11 protein-coding genes are annotated in these 14,315 nt (G+C 56.1%); 1 reads left to right on the forward strand and 10 read right to left on the reverse strand.

The annotated features are described in order from the left end of the window. Nucleotides 1-22 precede the first annotated feature (22 nt). The 8 genes from FE783_RS00595 to FE783_RS00630 form a co-directional block, all read right to left on the reverse strand. Nucleotides 23-283: an IreB family regulatory phosphoprotein gene (locus FE783_RS00595; RefSeq protein WP_120749027.1), complete on the reverse strand. Its 261-nt coding sequence runs from the start codon at nt 281-283 to the stop codon at nt 23-25. Between the two features lie 156 nt (nt 284-439). After that, entirely contained in the window at nt 440-3,064 is a 2,625-nt protein-coding gene (alaS, locus tag FE783_RS00600) for an alanine--tRNA ligase (protein WP_138877371.1), read from the reverse strand. A gap of 782 nt (nt 3,065-3,846) precedes the next feature. Further along, nucleotides 3,847-4,161 (reverse strand): hypothetical protein, encoded by a 315-nt coding sequence (locus FE783_RS00605; protein WP_138877372.1) that lies wholly within the window; start codon nt 4,159-4,161, stop codon nt 3,847-3,849. Between the two features lie 202 nt (nt 4,162-4,363). Next, on the reverse strand, nt 4,364-4,666 hold the full coding sequence (locus FE783_RS00610; protein ID WP_138877373.1) for a sugar phosphate isomerase/epimerase family protein: 303 nt from the start codon (nt 4,664-4,666) through the stop codon (nt 4,364-4,366). Nucleotides 4,667-4,728: 62 nt separating this feature from the next. Further along, complete coding sequence (locus FE783_RS00615) at nt 4,729-5,658, reverse strand: Gfo/Idh/MocA family oxidoreductase (RefSeq protein ID WP_138877374.1); 930 nt, start codon at nt 5,656-5,658, stop codon at nt 4,729-4,731. Continuing rightward, a complete protein-coding gene (locus FE783_RS00620) occupies nt 5,655-6,956 on the reverse strand; it encodes an enolase C-terminal domain-like protein (protein ID WP_138877375.1) in 1,302 nt (433 codons plus the stop codon). The genes FE783_RS00615 and FE783_RS00620 overlap by 4 nt, the downstream gene beginning before the upstream one ends. Continuing rightward, a complete protein-coding gene (locus tag FE783_RS00625; protein ID WP_138877376.1) occupies nt 6,953-7,969 on the reverse strand; it encodes a Gfo/Idh/MocA family protein in 1,017 nt (338 codons plus the stop codon). Before FE783_RS00625 ends, FE783_RS00620 begins: the two co-directional genes overlap by 4 nt. A gap of 80 nt (nt 7,970-8,049) precedes the next feature. Further along, on the reverse strand, nt 8,050-10,722 hold the full coding sequence (locus FE783_RS00630) for a family 78 glycoside hydrolase catalytic domain (RefSeq protein ID WP_238402831.1): 2,673 nt from the start codon (nt 10,720-10,722) through the stop codon (nt 8,050-8,052). A gap of 175 nt (nt 10,723-10,897) precedes the next feature. Here FE783_RS00630 and FE783_RS00635 point away from each other — a divergent pair, with 175 nt between their 5' ends. After that, a complete protein-coding gene (locus FE783_RS00635; protein ID WP_138877378.1) occupies nt 10,898-11,182 on the forward strand; it encodes a hypothetical protein in 285 nt (94 codons plus the stop codon). 178 nt (nt 11,183-11,360) lie between these two features. Here FE783_RS00635 and FE783_RS00640 read toward each other — a convergent pair whose 3' ends face one another. Together FE783_RS00640 and FE783_RS00645 are read right to left on the reverse strand one after the other, a co-directional pair. Continuing rightward, on the reverse strand, nt 11,361-12,737 hold the full coding sequence (locus FE783_RS00640) for a hypothetical protein (protein WP_138877379.1): 1,377 nt from the start codon (nt 12,735-12,737) through the stop codon (nt 11,361-11,363). Nucleotides 12,738-12,782: 45 nt separating this feature from the next. Further along, the gene (locus tag FE783_RS00645; protein ID WP_158301543.1) at nt 12,783-14,132 is read right to left on the reverse strand and encodes an ABC transporter substrate-binding protein; all 1,350 of its coding nucleotides are present in this window, start codon (nt 14,130-14,132) and stop codon (nt 12,783-12,785) included. Between the last annotated feature and the right edge of the window lie 183 nt (nt 14,133-14,315).

Consider the following 14,315-nt stretch of genomic DNA (forward strand, 5'->3'; position numbering starts at 1 on the left):
AAAAACTTCCACCGGCCATCGGTCATTTATGGTGCTGCAGATAGAAACGGACCAGTTCTTCGATCAGCTCGTCTCGTTCCCTTTTGCGGATCAGGCTTCTTGCATTGTTATGACGGGGTATGAATGCAGGGTCGCCGGATAACAAATAACCGACGATTTGGTTGATCGGATTGTACCCTTTCTCCTGCAAGGCATCGTATACCGCCAGAAGAACCTCCTTCGGCGAAGTTTCCACGCCATCGGCTTTGACGTCGAATTTCATCGTTTTGTCCATCGGATTCATTACCAGAACACCCCCCGATTGCTGAAACGCCATTTGTGTACTGTCTTTGTCAAATTTTAGTATGCGCTCTAATCTATTTATTCGTCATTCTCCGCAAAATTCCTGTCGGATCGGAGAAAAATTCACAACTTGTTCGTAAAGCGGTCAAGGAGCGGCTTAAGAATGCCCCGCCACGATCGCTTCGACGGCGGCAAGCGCCTCGGAAAGCTTGGACGGATCTTTGCCCCCGGCTTGCGCCATGTCCGGTCTTCCTCCTCCGCCGCCTCCGCAGCGGGCTGCCGCTTCCTTCACGAGCTTGCCGGCATGGAATCCTTTCTGCACCAAATCCGGCGTAACCGCGGCGACGAGATTGACCTTGTCGTCGGAGACGGCGCCGAGCACGATAACGGCCGAGCCCAGCTTCACCTTCATTTGGTCGACGATGTTGCGGAGCGAATCCATATCGCCGGCGTTCACCTTGGCCGCAAGCAGCGTAACGCCTCCGACCGTTTTCGCATTGTCCGTCAGCGATCCCGCTTCGATCGAGCTCAGCTTGCCGCGAAGCGATTCGTTCTCGCGGTTCAGCTCCTTGATCTGGGCAAGCGCGGCCTCGACCCGCTTCGGCACGTCCGGGACGTTCGACTTGAGCAGCGATGCCGCTTCGCGCAGTAGCTGGAGCTGGCCGTCCAAGTAAAGGTAAGCGCTGCGTCCCGTCACGGCTTCGATCCGGCGCACCCCGGAGCCGATTCCGCTCTCGCTCACGATCTTGAACAGACCGATCTCCGCCGTGTTGCGCACATGACAGCCGCCGCAAAGCTCGATGCTGTAGGAGCCGACCTGCACGACGCGGACGATATCTCCGTATTTCTCGCCGAACAGCGCCATCGCGCCCATCGCCTTCGCTTCCGCGATCGGCTTCTGCTCGATGTTGACGCCCGTCTGCTTCCAAATTTGCTCGTTGACGCGCTGCTCGATCCGCGCCAGCTCCTCGGCGCTGATGCTGCCGAAGTGGGAGAAGTCGAAGCGGAGCCGGTCCGGCTCGACGAGCGAGCCCGCCTGATTGACGTGATCGCCGAGCGTTTCTTTGAGTGCCTTGTGAAGCAAGTGCGTGGCGGTATGGTTTTTGACGATATCCTCGCGATTGCCCGCCAGAACTTCGGCTTGAACCGTATCGCCCGAGCGCAGCGTTCCTTTCACGACCTTGACCGTTTGCACGGTTTGGCCGTGGGGAGCTTTCCATACGTCTTCCACTTCCGCCTGCACCTGATCGTTCGCAATCGTGCCGCGATCGCTCACTTGGCCGCCGCTTTCGGCATAGAAAGGCGTGCGGTCGAGCACAACTTGGCACGTTTCGCCCGCGCCGACGATATCGACAAACGAATCGCCGTGCACGATAGCGGTAATTTTAGCACTTGTTACCAGATCAGTATACCCAACAAACTCGGTTTTAACCGTATAATCGGCGAACGGGCCGCCCTGCACCTTCATGCTGTCCGTTTCCTGACGGGCCGAACGGGCGCGGCTGCGCTGAGCCTCCATCTCGTTCTCGAACCCTTCGTGATCGACGGTAAATCCGTTCTCCGAGGCGAAGTCCTCGGTCAAGTCGAGCGGGAAGCCGTACGTGTCGTACAAGCGGAAAGCGTCGTGCCCGCCGATGACGGTGCGGCCTTCTTTCTTCAATCCGGCGATAATCGTCGACAGCATGTCGAGACCGTCGGACAGCGTTTCGTGGAAGCGCTCCTCCTCGGTGCGGATCACCTTCTCGATGAATTCCCGCTTCTCGACGACTTCCGGATAGTACGTTCCCATAATTTCGCCGACGATCGGGGTCAGCTTGAACAAGAATGGCTTGTCGATGCCGAGCGATTTGCCGTAGCGCACGGCGCGGCGCAGCAGGCGGCGAATAATGTAGCCGCGACCTTCGTTCGACGGCAATACGCCGTCGCCAACGGCGAATACGACCGTGCGGATATGGTCGGCAATCACTTTCAGCGCAACGTCGTGATCCGCGTTCGTGTGGTAAGCGACTCCGGCGATTGTGCACGTCTCCCGGATAATCGGCTGGAACAGGTCGGTATCGAAGTTCGAGTCAACGTCCTGAAGAATCGACGCGAACCGCTCCAGACCGGCGCCGGTATCGATATTTTTGTTCGGCAGCGGCGTGTAGCTGCCGTCCTTGTTATGGTTGAATTGCGAGAACACGAGGTTCCACACTTCGAGGAACCGTTCGTTCTCCCCGCCGGGCCAGCATTCGGGATCGTTCAGATCGCCGTATTTGTCGCCGCGGTCGTAAAATATTTCCGTACACGGACCGCACGGGCCTTCCCCGATGTCCCAGAAATTTTCCTGAAGCTTGTAGATGCGGTTCTCCGGAATGCCGATCTTCTTGTTCCAGAACTCGTATGCTTCCGTATCTTCTGGATATACCGTAACGGACAGTCTGTCCGGATCGAAGCCGATCCATTTCTTGTCGGTCAGAAACTCCCACGCCCACGTAATCGTCTCTTCCTTGAAGTAGTCGCCGATCGAGAAGTTGCCGAGCATTTCGAACATCGTATGGTGTCGGCGCGTTTTGCCGACATTTTCGATGTCGTTCGTGCGAATGCACTTCTGCGAGTTGGCGATGCGCGGATTTTCCGGGACGACCCGGCCGTCGAAATACGGCTTGAGCGGGGCCATGCCGGCGTTGATCCAGAGCAGCGACGGATCGTTGTGCGGCACGAGCGATGCGCTCGGCTCGATCTTGTGTCCTTTTCCTGCGAAAAACTCCAGCCACTTGCGGCGAATTTCACTTGCTTTCATCGATATGCTCCTCCGTTTATTTGGGGTTATAGGTTCAATTCCTGCCGTGGATCCGATCGTGAACTAACATTCACAATTAGTGAACCTCAATTCGCTAATGGGTCGGTTTTTCGTCCGTTCGGGCAGTTAGCGAACTTTACTCCATTATTAGTGAACTCAAGTTCAGTAATTGATTACTTAAGTTCACTATTTCCGCTAATTCATCAATTTAAAGCCGCATAAGCAAATGTGGTTCGTAAATAAGCAAATTCAGTTCGCTATCGCTCAAACTCCGACCCGAACCGCGATTGCATCGGGCCCGAACTCTCCGAAAAAACAAAAAACGCCCCTGAATATCAGGGACGAGATCGTTCTCGCGGTACCACCCTGGTTACTGCGCGTGCTGGTACGGTGCGAAGCGCCCTGCCTTGCCGCCTGCTCCCCTCGGGAAACAAACACAAGACGTGCGTCGCGACCGGGCAGCGGCCCGCAATCGCCTTAAGGGGAATATAACGGTTCCGAACCGGTGGAGTTTATCCACGCTCCGAAGCAGCTTCGGCCATCCTTCTTCATAAAGGTTCTCTCAGCCTGGCATCGGATGCGGCCGCATTCCGGCGCCGGAACCTTCTCTCTGGATCAAGGTCGACGGCTTACTCGTTTCGTCATGGCGTTGGGCGATATGCCGTTCAAGTTAGTTGCACGTACGCGCAAAAAACCGTATTCATCCCATAATATTATATGGGAGATTACGGTTTGTCAATGTACGGCGGCGCATCGTTTCCGATTGCCGGAAGACTGCCGGATTACGGCTTGAGCCAGGCGTACAAAACGTCCGCCATTTGCCGATATCCTTCCGGCGCGGGATGGACGCCGTTGTTTTGCCGAATTTCCGTCCGCATGTTGCGGGCGTTGCCTTCGATCAGCTCGACCGGCATGTTGCGCGCCGTATCGAGATTGACATGCAGCGGGATCGGCTCGATGCCGCCGCGATCCGAAAAGCGGCGGAGCAGCTCGCGATTCCACATGTGCCATTTGCGCTTGTACCGTCTGCGGCTTTGCAGCACGCCGTAGCTTTTGCCGAAGCTGTCCTGCGTCCGGGATGGCGGAATCGCGAGCATGATGCCGAACACTCCTTTAGCGAAATGCGGATTCGCCGTATGATCAAGCTTTCAAGATCGCGCCGGCAAATATAAGCTTTATGCGCTTGCAACCGGTTATCCGCTCGGACTACCAGTCAACACTTTCTTCCAGATATTGAATCGTGTTTACGATGTCGCGATTTTTCTCGTCTTCGCCTACTTGGCCTTCGAGTTCGATGATCTATTCTCCTTGAAAGCCCAGCTTTTTCAAGCCGGCAAGCAGCCGCGGAAAATCGACTTTGCCTTGGCCTACCGCAACTTGTCGTCCCAGATGCTCACCGTCCGTCGGATAGAATCCGTCTTTCACATGAATGTTCCGGATATATGGCCCGATCATGTCAAGCGCTTCAACCGAGTTGCCTTTCCCATAGAGGATCAGGTTCGCGGGGTCATAATTAATGCCCAGGTTATTTGTGCCGACCCGCTGGATCGTGCGCAGCAGAACGACAGGCGTTTCCTGCCCGGTTTCGAACCAGAACTCGATCCCCCGTAATGCCGATGTTCATCTGACGACTATGCCTCCTTTTTAATTATATCCGCGTTTTGTTATGCCTTGGGATATTTCATTTCCTTGTAAGATACGGTAAAGGCGGCACCGTCATAACCGGCGTAATCGTCGGGTATTTCAGGCAGCGCGATGATAGCGCCCCCACGCTCATGAGAAAGTTTGGCCGCGATCGCGGACAGCTCCACCTCTATCAGTTGCCCTATCGGCAACGGGGCCGGCCCATCGCCTGCCAAATAAGGCATGATCGCTTCGAGCAAGGCTCGGTACAGCCTGCTGCTGTCGATTTTGATGAAATCGACGCGCCTCTGCGTCACTACGTTTGCGTAGCTTGGCAAATAGGCTGCCGTCTTGCCGACGCTTACGATTCCCCGCCTGCCGTCCTTCCAAGTCAGCTCCAATTGCCGTTGGCCGCCTCCCGTTCCGATATAGCGGGCATGTCTGACGCCCGGACCCATCAAGCCGTGCAGCAGCGAGAAAGCATGGATGCCGTAGTTGAACTCGTCAACGGAACAGCCTGCAACCGCGTACACCCATTCTTCTTTCGGTACGCCGAGTGCGTGCCATTCCTGCAGTTCGCGGCTGTACATCAAGGACGATCCGCCGGTAATGCGCGCCCCCCCTTGGACCCACTCCGCGATTTGCCGCAAATGACGGACGTTCCCGGCAATCGGCTTGTCGATGAAGACAGCAATGCCGGCCTCGACAAACGGCCTGGATCGTTCGACATGCAAATCCCAATCGCAGCTGTGAACAAACGCTGCATCCACAAGCCCGACCATGTCTTCGATTGTGGCGCAGACGTTGGCAATGCCGTGATCTTGCGCGAACTTTTCCGCATAGCCAGGCGGGTGGATCGACCCTCCATCGTATACGGCGGCTACTTCATGCCCCATTTCTTTTAATACCGGGATAAAACTGCCGGGGTGCGACGTATCCAGGTCAACGAGACCGATGCGCAATCTGTTCATTCGGATTGTCCTCCTCTGCATAAAGCGGCATAGTGAATTCCTGTCTCCAAGGCGCCGCCGTCATGAACATAGAAGCCGTCGTTCAACCGGAATACGCCTCTGTCCGCTTCGATCCAGTCGGAGCCGGCACGCGGATGCCAGCTTTTCATCCGTTCCCAGTTCCGATAATTTTGGTGTCCGTTCGTTTCGATAACGCCTACCTTGAGGCCGGGGATCGGCTCGAGCCGGGCCGCCAAATTTTTGTTCCAGTCAACAAGAACGGGATTCGCGGTCAAATCGGCACAGAAGCAAGGGACGCCTCTATCCCGCGCCAGTTTGGCCATCCTTAGGCTCAAACTCATCGTTTTGGCTACCGGCTTGAGCGCAAACGCCCCGTATCCGAGATCGATTCGTTCCGATACGTCATGCAAATCGTGAACGCTCTCGTCTGCGGCCAATCGTACCGGAACATCCGAAACGTCTATTTTGAGCTCTTCCGGAAACGGTTCCTCGAACAAGACGATCCGCTCCAGCGCCCCGATCTTGTCGGCGTACTCGAGCAATCGGAATATACGGTCTTTCCCGTCGTAACGGCCGTTCGCGTCCAAATAGTAAGCGATTTTCCCGCTCTGCGTATATTCGGTTTCATAGCTCGAAGCCACCTTGTGAATATGGGCCAACCTGCGGCAGTCCCATTCGAGCATTTTGGTTTGGCTGCCGTCCCGGTCCGGATCTGCCCCGACTTTGATTTTCAACAAAAAATACCCGTTATTCAGTAACCGGATCATGTCGGTCTCGGACATGCCGTATGGAATGAGCGGTATGCTCCCAAGGCGGGTTTGCCGTTCCCATTTCGGATATCGGTATGGTTCCGGTATCAACTCTTCGAAATGGAGCCCCTTACTTTTCACATACAGCCCCCATGCCGCATGATCGACGGTTACGAGTGAATTGAGCACGAATGTGCTTCTCAAATCCGGAAGACCGATCGATTTCAGGCCATAGTCGTACACTTCCGGAAATATTCGGTCCAACAGATCCAACGGTGTTGCGAACTCCTCCCTTTCCAATGCCTTTAGCGCGAAGCGAGTCAAGTTGACCATCAACTCGTTTCCGGCCAACTCCCCGTATCGTTCAAGTACCCGGGAATCCGACCATAGCACGCTTTGGACGCCGACGCCCATTCCGACCCTGCCCTCCTCGCCGGTCAATAAAGTGACGGACTGCCACGCCTCGGACAAATAGGCGCCTTTAAAGCCGAAAGGAGAGAGGAGCGGTTCGTTTTGCACCGCATGATCGGTTCTCGTGATCCGAATCATGATTTCACATTGCCGGCAAGCGAAGCAACCGCCTGCTCCACGACCGATTTGATCGGCTCCGGTTTGCCGCTGCGCAATGATTCGAACGCTTGCAGCACCATTAACGTCGCATACAGTCCGTCCACATGATCGATCGGCGCCGGCGCATCCTCCTGCAGACAGCGCAGAAACGCTTTATTTTCTTCCAGAAAGCCGGATTCGGTTCCTTTGAACAGTTGCGGTTCCTTGCCTGCCTCCGTATAAATCATCGTTGTCAACCGATCCGTGATCGTGATCGACTTATTCTCGGCAAACAGCTGCATAAAAAATTTGCTCGTATGCGGCGGACAACTAGAATCCCCCTGGACCAAGCTCCCGGCCGCCCCGTTGTCGAAGCGGAATACTGCAACCATATTGTCAATGACTCCGGTCGGCTGGTAATAATTCGCACCTGCTGCATACACCTCTACAGGGTCGCCTCCCGATACGAAGCGCAAAATATCAGTGGAATGACAGCCTTGGCTCAGTACGTTGCCGCCGCCTTTGATCGGATCGTTGCCCCAAATCGTGTCGCCCCAACGGTTATCCATCATTTGCATCGTCACGACTACCGGCTGCGGAATAAGTTCCTTCGCTTTCCACAGCAGCTCGTAGTAGCGCATTTTGAACGCCGTAAACAGCTTCTTTCCGGTGCGGACTGTCGCTTCTCCGATGCGGACACAATCTTCGGCCGTCATGGCGAGCGGTTTCTCTACGAGAACGTGCTTGCCTGCTTCCAAGGCTCGGATGCTGTATTCGGTGTGAGTGTCATGCTGTGTCGTCACATAAATGGCATCCAGCTCGGGATCATTGAAGAAACGGTCTGTGTCTGTAGTTGCGTATGCACCGCCGAATTGCTCCAGCAACGCCTGTGCGCTTTTCTCGAACACGTCGCAATACGCCCGCACTTCCATCCCCTCCAGCTCTGCTATGCATGTGGCGTGCAACTTCCCCAAGCTCCCGCAACCGATAATCCCAACTCTGATTGTACTCATTTTGGTTGGCTCCTCTCCGTCCCCGGAAGTGTCATTTAAAAACGAGAATATTGTTGTTCATCTTCAAATCCATTCCCCCCTCACGCCTTTGCCTCTATGCGGTACCGGCCGCAAGGCACGTCACGGAGCAGCAAATATACGCCGTGTCTTTCCACTTGCGTCCGAACCCCGTTTACCAGCACGAAACAATCCGCGGCATGCGGCCGAGGGAGCGGTACGTACGCGTCGGCCGTCGTATTCGACGGGATTTGCAGCTCCATCGTGTATGCCATTTCCACGGCCTGCTCGATCGCCAGCTCTACCGCCCCCCTTGGCGTCGGAACGCGTATGGAAGCGTTGCGCAGCTTCCCGGTTTGCGGCCGGATGCGCACCTTGGCGAACCCCGGCTCGGCCGGCATTACACCCATCACCCGGCTGCCGATCAAATAAGCGGTAAACGCTCCGGCAGGGTGACACAGACTCGCGTTCGCTTTTTGTGTCAGGTCCCATGCTTCCCACGTCGTCGTCGCGCCTTGGCGGATCATGTTCATCGGGCTATACTCGCCGTCCGCTTTCAACAGCTCCAATGCATAATCCGCCTCGCCATAGTCAAACAGCGCTTCGAACAAAAACATCGCCAAAAACAAATTGCAGCGCATCCCCCTCGATCGGATATGTCGCAGCACCGGCTCCGTCCGCTCCGCCGGAACAAGCCCCAACGCCAATGCAAACGCATTGCTGTGTAGCGACGAATGGACGCTCGGCCGTCCTTCCCCGTCCAAGCCGTCACAATACGCGCCAATCGTTCCGTTCCAGAACCGCGAGTTGATCATCCGCTTCAATGATGCGGCGCTTTTCGCATAGGCGTCGGCATCTTCGGACCGGCCGATCGCAGCGGCAATACCCGCCAACGCCGTCGTCATGCCATAATAAACCGCGTTCGGTACGATGTTGACCGGGAGCATCTCATGTCCGTCCCGCATATTGACCGGCCAGTCCACCAAATCGCACAACGTGTCGTTAGTTCGCGTCAGCAAGCCCGATTCGTCCGCAAATGTCGTCATGTAACGGTGCACGCGGCAAAGGCTCGCGTACTGCGCGGCCAGAAACGGCTTGTCACCGGTATATTCGTAGTAACGCCACGCCATCAACACGGGATACATCGTATACTCCGTAAAATAATGCGGTCGTCCCGCCGGAGCCATACAACGCAGCTTCCCGTCCGGGTCGGACTGCAAAAAATAACCGATCATGCTGCGGCTCAAGTTCCATTCCCCGGCGACGTAGTAGGCAGCGCTCATCTCCAAATACGTATCGAGCGAATAATTCGCCTTTTCCCGGCTCGGACAGTCCATATACAGTTCTTGCGTTCCTACCTTCGTCGAATACGCGGAAATATCCCACAACGCGTTCAGATCGCCATCCGAGCTGCGAAAGGAAGCCGCGGTATCGTCAAACGGATAATGCCTCACGACAGCTCGGACGGCCCGGAGCGTAACCGTATCGGACAAGACGATCACCTCGCCGTACCGGAAAGCGCGATAGTCGTAAAACTCGATCGTCTGTACGCCGTCCCGAATCGTCCAAACGTCCCGGTAAACGCAGTTGCAGCGCATATCGAACCGCACCGATCCGGCTTCATCCAGTTCTTCCCCTAGCCGGATTTCCACACGGTCGCCCGCACGGCCTTCCACAACCAGACGCAGCATGCCGACGATTTCCTTGCCCATATCGAAGCGTACCCCGTCAGGCAGCTCCGTTATCTGCTTCGGCTCTTGTTCCTCCACGTGCAGAACGTCGGTTTCCTGTGCGAACAGCTTCCACTTTCCGCCATCCTGCACGGACGCCCGTTCCCATGCTTCGTCGGAATATCCCGCCTCCTTCCACCCTTGCGGCTCGGCCCGCGCGTCGATCTGCTCGTCGAACCCGGTATCGTAGCCGAGTTTGCGCGTCCAGCCGTATGCTTCCGAGCGCTTCGCCCGCCATGTTTCGTCGGTTCCGATGATCTCGTCCGTCCCGTCTTCGTATACGACCCGAATCTGGGCGATCCAGCCGGCCCGCCCGTCGCCGCTCACGAGAGCGTTATTCACGAGCCCTTGGTAATAGGCGTGGACTGCGATGCAGAGCGGCTGCCCGGATTTGAAGAAAGGCAGCAGCTCGTAGCCGTTATAGTTGTGTCCGATATCCGGATAGGACGGGCATGGCCCTTGGCCGACGAACGATCCGTTCACATACAGCTTGTACATGTCGTCCGCCGACACGCAGGCGACAATGCGCTTGACCGGTTTAGGCGCGAGCGCGACTTCCTTGCGCAAATAAACGTGATTGTTCGGTTCGATACCCGAATCCGAACCTGAATCCGGCTCCGGCGATTTGTCCGTCCAGATCCATCGCGCCTGCCATGGTCCGTCGATGCCGGTCGCAAACACGGCATGGTCGGAGTAATCGGTAGCCGTACCCGTGTCGTCCCAAATACGAATCTTCCAGTAGTAGTACGTTTGCGCTTCCAGCGGAGCCCCTTCGTATAAAATATGCGCCATCTCGCTGCCGTCCGTTTTTCCGCTGTCCCACATCGTTCCGCGGTTTGCGCGCAAATCGCCCAAGTCGGCCGCCACCAGGATCTGATAGGCGCTTTGGCGGCGAATACGCTCGCCTCCGATCGTCCAGGAGAATCGCAGCCCGGCTGCGCCTACTCCGATCGGGCTATCGCGCCTATTGCAAAGCAAGCTTGTCGGAATGCCCGGTTGTTCGTTCACCCCGTACGTATGTTTCATCACCCGTCATCACTCCCGAAAAGGATGACCATGCTCGGCCATCTGATCTATTTTCCCCGGCTCGCTCTAGCTAAATGTCCAATTGCCGCTTAGAACCTGGGCAATCCATGTTGTCCCGCTTAGTGCAACAAACTCGATACCGGCCCCAAGCTCGCCGGCGGTTGCTGCCGCTGATGTGCAGGTTGACGCAGCACCGGCCGCGAAGCCGGTGCCTGCCGCCGCCGCAATCGTCAGCGCTGTGGCTGTGGATTTCATTACGCGTAAACGGGTTCCCAAAATCGGAGCCGGCAAAGTAAATGTACCTGCCGCAGTTACGTTATACGTTCTTCCAGTGAAAAATGGGCTGCCGGTCGATGGCAACGAGGCAACGGTTGCGATTCTCCTATCCACGTTGTCTATGCTGATCCTGCCCGATGCATTTACGAATCTTGACACCGAATTGTCCTGCTCGGCGTTGTAGTTGATTCGCCCTCCCAGCAATGCGCTGTCAGCCGGTATTTTATAGGAGTTAGTTATGGCCGCTTTGAAAATATCCGGACCCATGTCGACACACGTCACGGCGGCAGGAGATATATTTACACCGAAAGCGCCTGCCGAGTACTCATTTCCCGAGCCGGTGACAACCCCGCCTGTCAAGGTCAAACCCTCGGAGCATGCCACCCTATTGCGGCTGAAATCCATGGAGTTAGGGTTAGCGCCTCCGGTTGTTCCAAGTCTAGCGGCGGCTCCTGAAAGGCGTTCTCGGAAACCCGCCCTGTACTGCCGAGAATGCGGAACCACTCTTCGGATGGTTGTCGGCTTGTGCTAGGCGTAAATTGACTGCCTTCGATGACGTATCCTTCAACGTTGTCAATATCTATCGCACGCACACAATCCACATTAATAGGATTGAATGCACAACCGCGCACATTAACTGCGGCTCGCGTGCGCGTGGCACTGTGCGTGATGCATCTTCCAGAAATATCGTAGAAGGTGCATTTGTCGAATGTGGTTCCCCAGCCGCCGAAATTGGAACCTCCCAACGTTCTGCTGTTATCCGACCACCAACCGTCTATAGCGCCATCGAAAATGACACTTTCAAATGTCAGAAACTCATCATAGGTCGAGCGGATAAGACTTCTGGCGCTCTGAACACGTGTTGCGGCAAAACCGCCCAAACATCCGAGTCGCACTCTGCGCATGGACAACCCCGGGCAAGACAATGAATCTATAAGATCTCCCGTAAAATTGGCGTCCTTGTAGTTAATGTCGAGGTCTTCAAAGTGGGCGGACCTCGCACCGTTGCCGGTGAATTTAAACCCATATCCGCTGGAGGCTCCAACAAATAGCAAGGTCGTGGCAGCTGGAACGGCTTGATTTTTCCCGCGCGAACCTTGCCCTTTGATCGTCAACCCGAGGTCTTGGGTAATGTCAAAGGTGTCCGGAAGCAATGCATAAACACCGCGCCCGAACTCTAATGTGCCGGATTTATAGGCTGTTATCGTAGGCCCGCCGATGTACTGGATTAAAGTGGTTTGGTCCGACCTCATAGCCTGAATAGCTGCTAGAACGGAGGCTGTCGTACCCGCAGCATCGGTACCGTCGTTTTTTGCCCCGAACCAATCAACCTGAACATTGCCGTCATATAGACGTTTCCAACGCCCTCCGGATCCGTCAACAAGAATCGTACCGCCATTATCTGCGCTGGTTACATCCGAGTTATCCCGATAAAAAAATCCTTCCTGCCTGGGATCGGAAATAAAATAGACGACATCCGCGCCCGGGGAAGCGGCGGCCCTTAATTCGGCGATCGTGGTGCGTATGCAGCAGCATCCCGGAACGACCGCACTCCGCGTCGCCGGCCCTCCCTTCCCGCGAGTGCCCCCGGCGCTTCCTTCTTCGTTGCCCGCCGCTCCCGCGGCTGCACCGTAGAGCGCCGCGGCGGCTCCAACCATGCCCATCGAAGCCAGCAGCTTTCTGCGGGTCAAACGGCGATCCGTTCGTTCGGCTTGCGGCTTTCCGTCCCACTTCTCCATTTCCATTCCTCCCATTCGGGTAGTCGCGATTCGCGAAACGCAGAGCTACTTGTTTTTCTCGGCGGCAATTTGCTTATCCGCCGCTTCGTCGGCTTCCCTGAGCAGCGAGTTCAAATCTCCCGTTCCGGCCAGCGCCTTCTCCAGGGCAACCCGCGCATTGTTCAGGGCGAACGATCCGTATTTGCTGTAATTGGCCGCCGGCACCTCCGCATATTTCGCGGGAAGCATCGCACTCACGTTTTTCCCTTTATAGAACGGATTCTCCGCTCCGAACGCCTTGCGGACCGACTCGTCCTTCAGAACGGTCGGGAAAATGCCCTTCCTGCTTTGCTCCATCTGGTATTCCACGGAAGTCAGATGCATCAGCGCCTCGAACGCTTCCTCTTTGTGCTTGCTGTTTGCCGCTATGAACAGCGCGAACGGATATGGCTGCGCGCCGACACCCGGCTTCTGTGCGTCGCCCGGATAAGCGACCATGTCCCAATTGAGCCCTCCGGCCGTCTTCTCCGACAAGATCTGGGCGCCCGACATTAACATCGCCACCTTCCGGTCTTTCAGGAACGCGTTATGGACGGCCTGCGATTGGATCGCGCCAGCGTTGTTCCGCTCATAGCCCGGAAGCTGGTAGATGCGGACAAGCGTCTCGAAATAACGCTTCCACGCATCCGTCTGCAAAGCCGATTTTTGTCCCGACGCGTCCAGCCCCGTCAAAGACAATTGGTTGCGTCTCACGAGCGGGGTGGTATCGCCATAAAATCCGAGGTATTGGACCCCACCTTCGTTGCGTGTCAGTTTGCGGCTCAGCTCGTATACATCGTCCCAGGTCAAATTGTTTTGCGGGTAGGCGACACCGAATTTGTCGAACAAATCTTTGTTGTAGAACAGCGGTGCGGGCGACTCGTAGATCGGGAGGCCGTACAACTTGCCGTCCGATATGATGCGCATCAAATCGAGTATCGTCGGGTCCAGACGATTCAAATCGTACTTGTGCTGCTGCGCGAGCGGAGTCAGATCGTACTGCAGTTGCAACGATTTGATCCACGTCTCGACCGAGCCGACGGAAGACATGATCAGGTCCGGCGTTTCGCCGCTGGCGATCATATCGGAGATCGCGTTTGTCTTGGACTGTCTATACGGTACAAATTTCAGCTTGATGTGCGGGTACTTCTTCTCCACCGGCCGGAGAAACATGTTCTCGAACTCCTCCGGCTCCCACAGCAGCGTGGTGTTGTACACGGTCAGTTCCACCTGCTCCTTGCTCCCGCCCGGCTTTGGAGCGGACGAACCCGCACCGTCGCGGTTTCCGCTTTCGGCCTCCCTCGTTGTTCCGCAGGCGGCCAGCATCGTAACGAGCAGCGCCGCGGCAAGCACCCCTGGTGCCCCCTTCCTTTTCACGGTAACCCCTCCCTTTTTTCGGATCAATCGGATCATCATATGTCTTGTATGCGATTCCATTTAGAGCTTACTACAAGCCCGGCTCGGAATTCTTGGAGTTTTCCCCGCAAAAATTAGGCGGAATCCTGACAATGGGGCAACCGGGAGCAGTCTGCGTTCCGCGGACGAAGCGACGATCACTTT

The organism is Paenibacillus mesophilus (assembly GCF_005938385.1).
Classification (GTDB): Bacteria; Bacillota; Bacilli; order Paenibacillales; family NBRC-103111; genus Paenibacillus_AB; species Paenibacillus_AB mesophilus.

What these genes read in the sequence shown, in the direction of transcription:
- FE783_RS00595 (WP_120749027.1), bottom strand. Translation starts at nt 283, where the DNA reads ATGAATCCGATGGACAAAACGATGAAATTCGACGTCAAAGCCGATGGC.
- alaS (WP_138877371.1), bottom strand. Translation starts at nt 3,064, where the DNA reads ATGAAAGCAAGTGAAATTCGCCGCAAGTGGCTGGAGTTTTTCGCAGGA.
- FE783_RS00605 (WP_138877372.1), bottom strand. Translation starts at nt 4,161, where the DNA reads ATGCTCGCGATTCCGCCATCCCGGACGCAGGACAGCTTCGGCAAAAGC.
- FE783_RS00615 (WP_138877374.1), bottom strand. Translation starts at nt 5,658, where the DNA reads ATGAACAGATTGCGCATCGGTCTCGTTGACCTGGATACGTCGCACCCC.
- FE783_RS00620 (WP_138877375.1), bottom strand. Translation starts at nt 6,956, where the DNA reads ATGATTCGGATCACGAGAACCGATCATGCGGTGCAAAACGAACCGCTC.
- FE783_RS00625 (WP_138877376.1), bottom strand. Translation starts at nt 7,969, where the DNA reads ATGAGTACAATCAGAGTTGGGATTATCGGTTGCGGGAGCTTGGGGAAG.
- FE783_RS00630 (WP_238402831.1), bottom strand. Translation starts at nt 10,722, where the DNA reads ATGAAACATACGTACGGGGTGAACGAACAACCGGGCATTCCGACAAGC.
- FE783_RS00640 (WP_138877379.1), bottom strand. Translation starts at nt 12,737, where the DNA reads ATGGAGAAGTGGGACGGAAAGCCGCAAGCCGAACGAACGGATCGCCGT.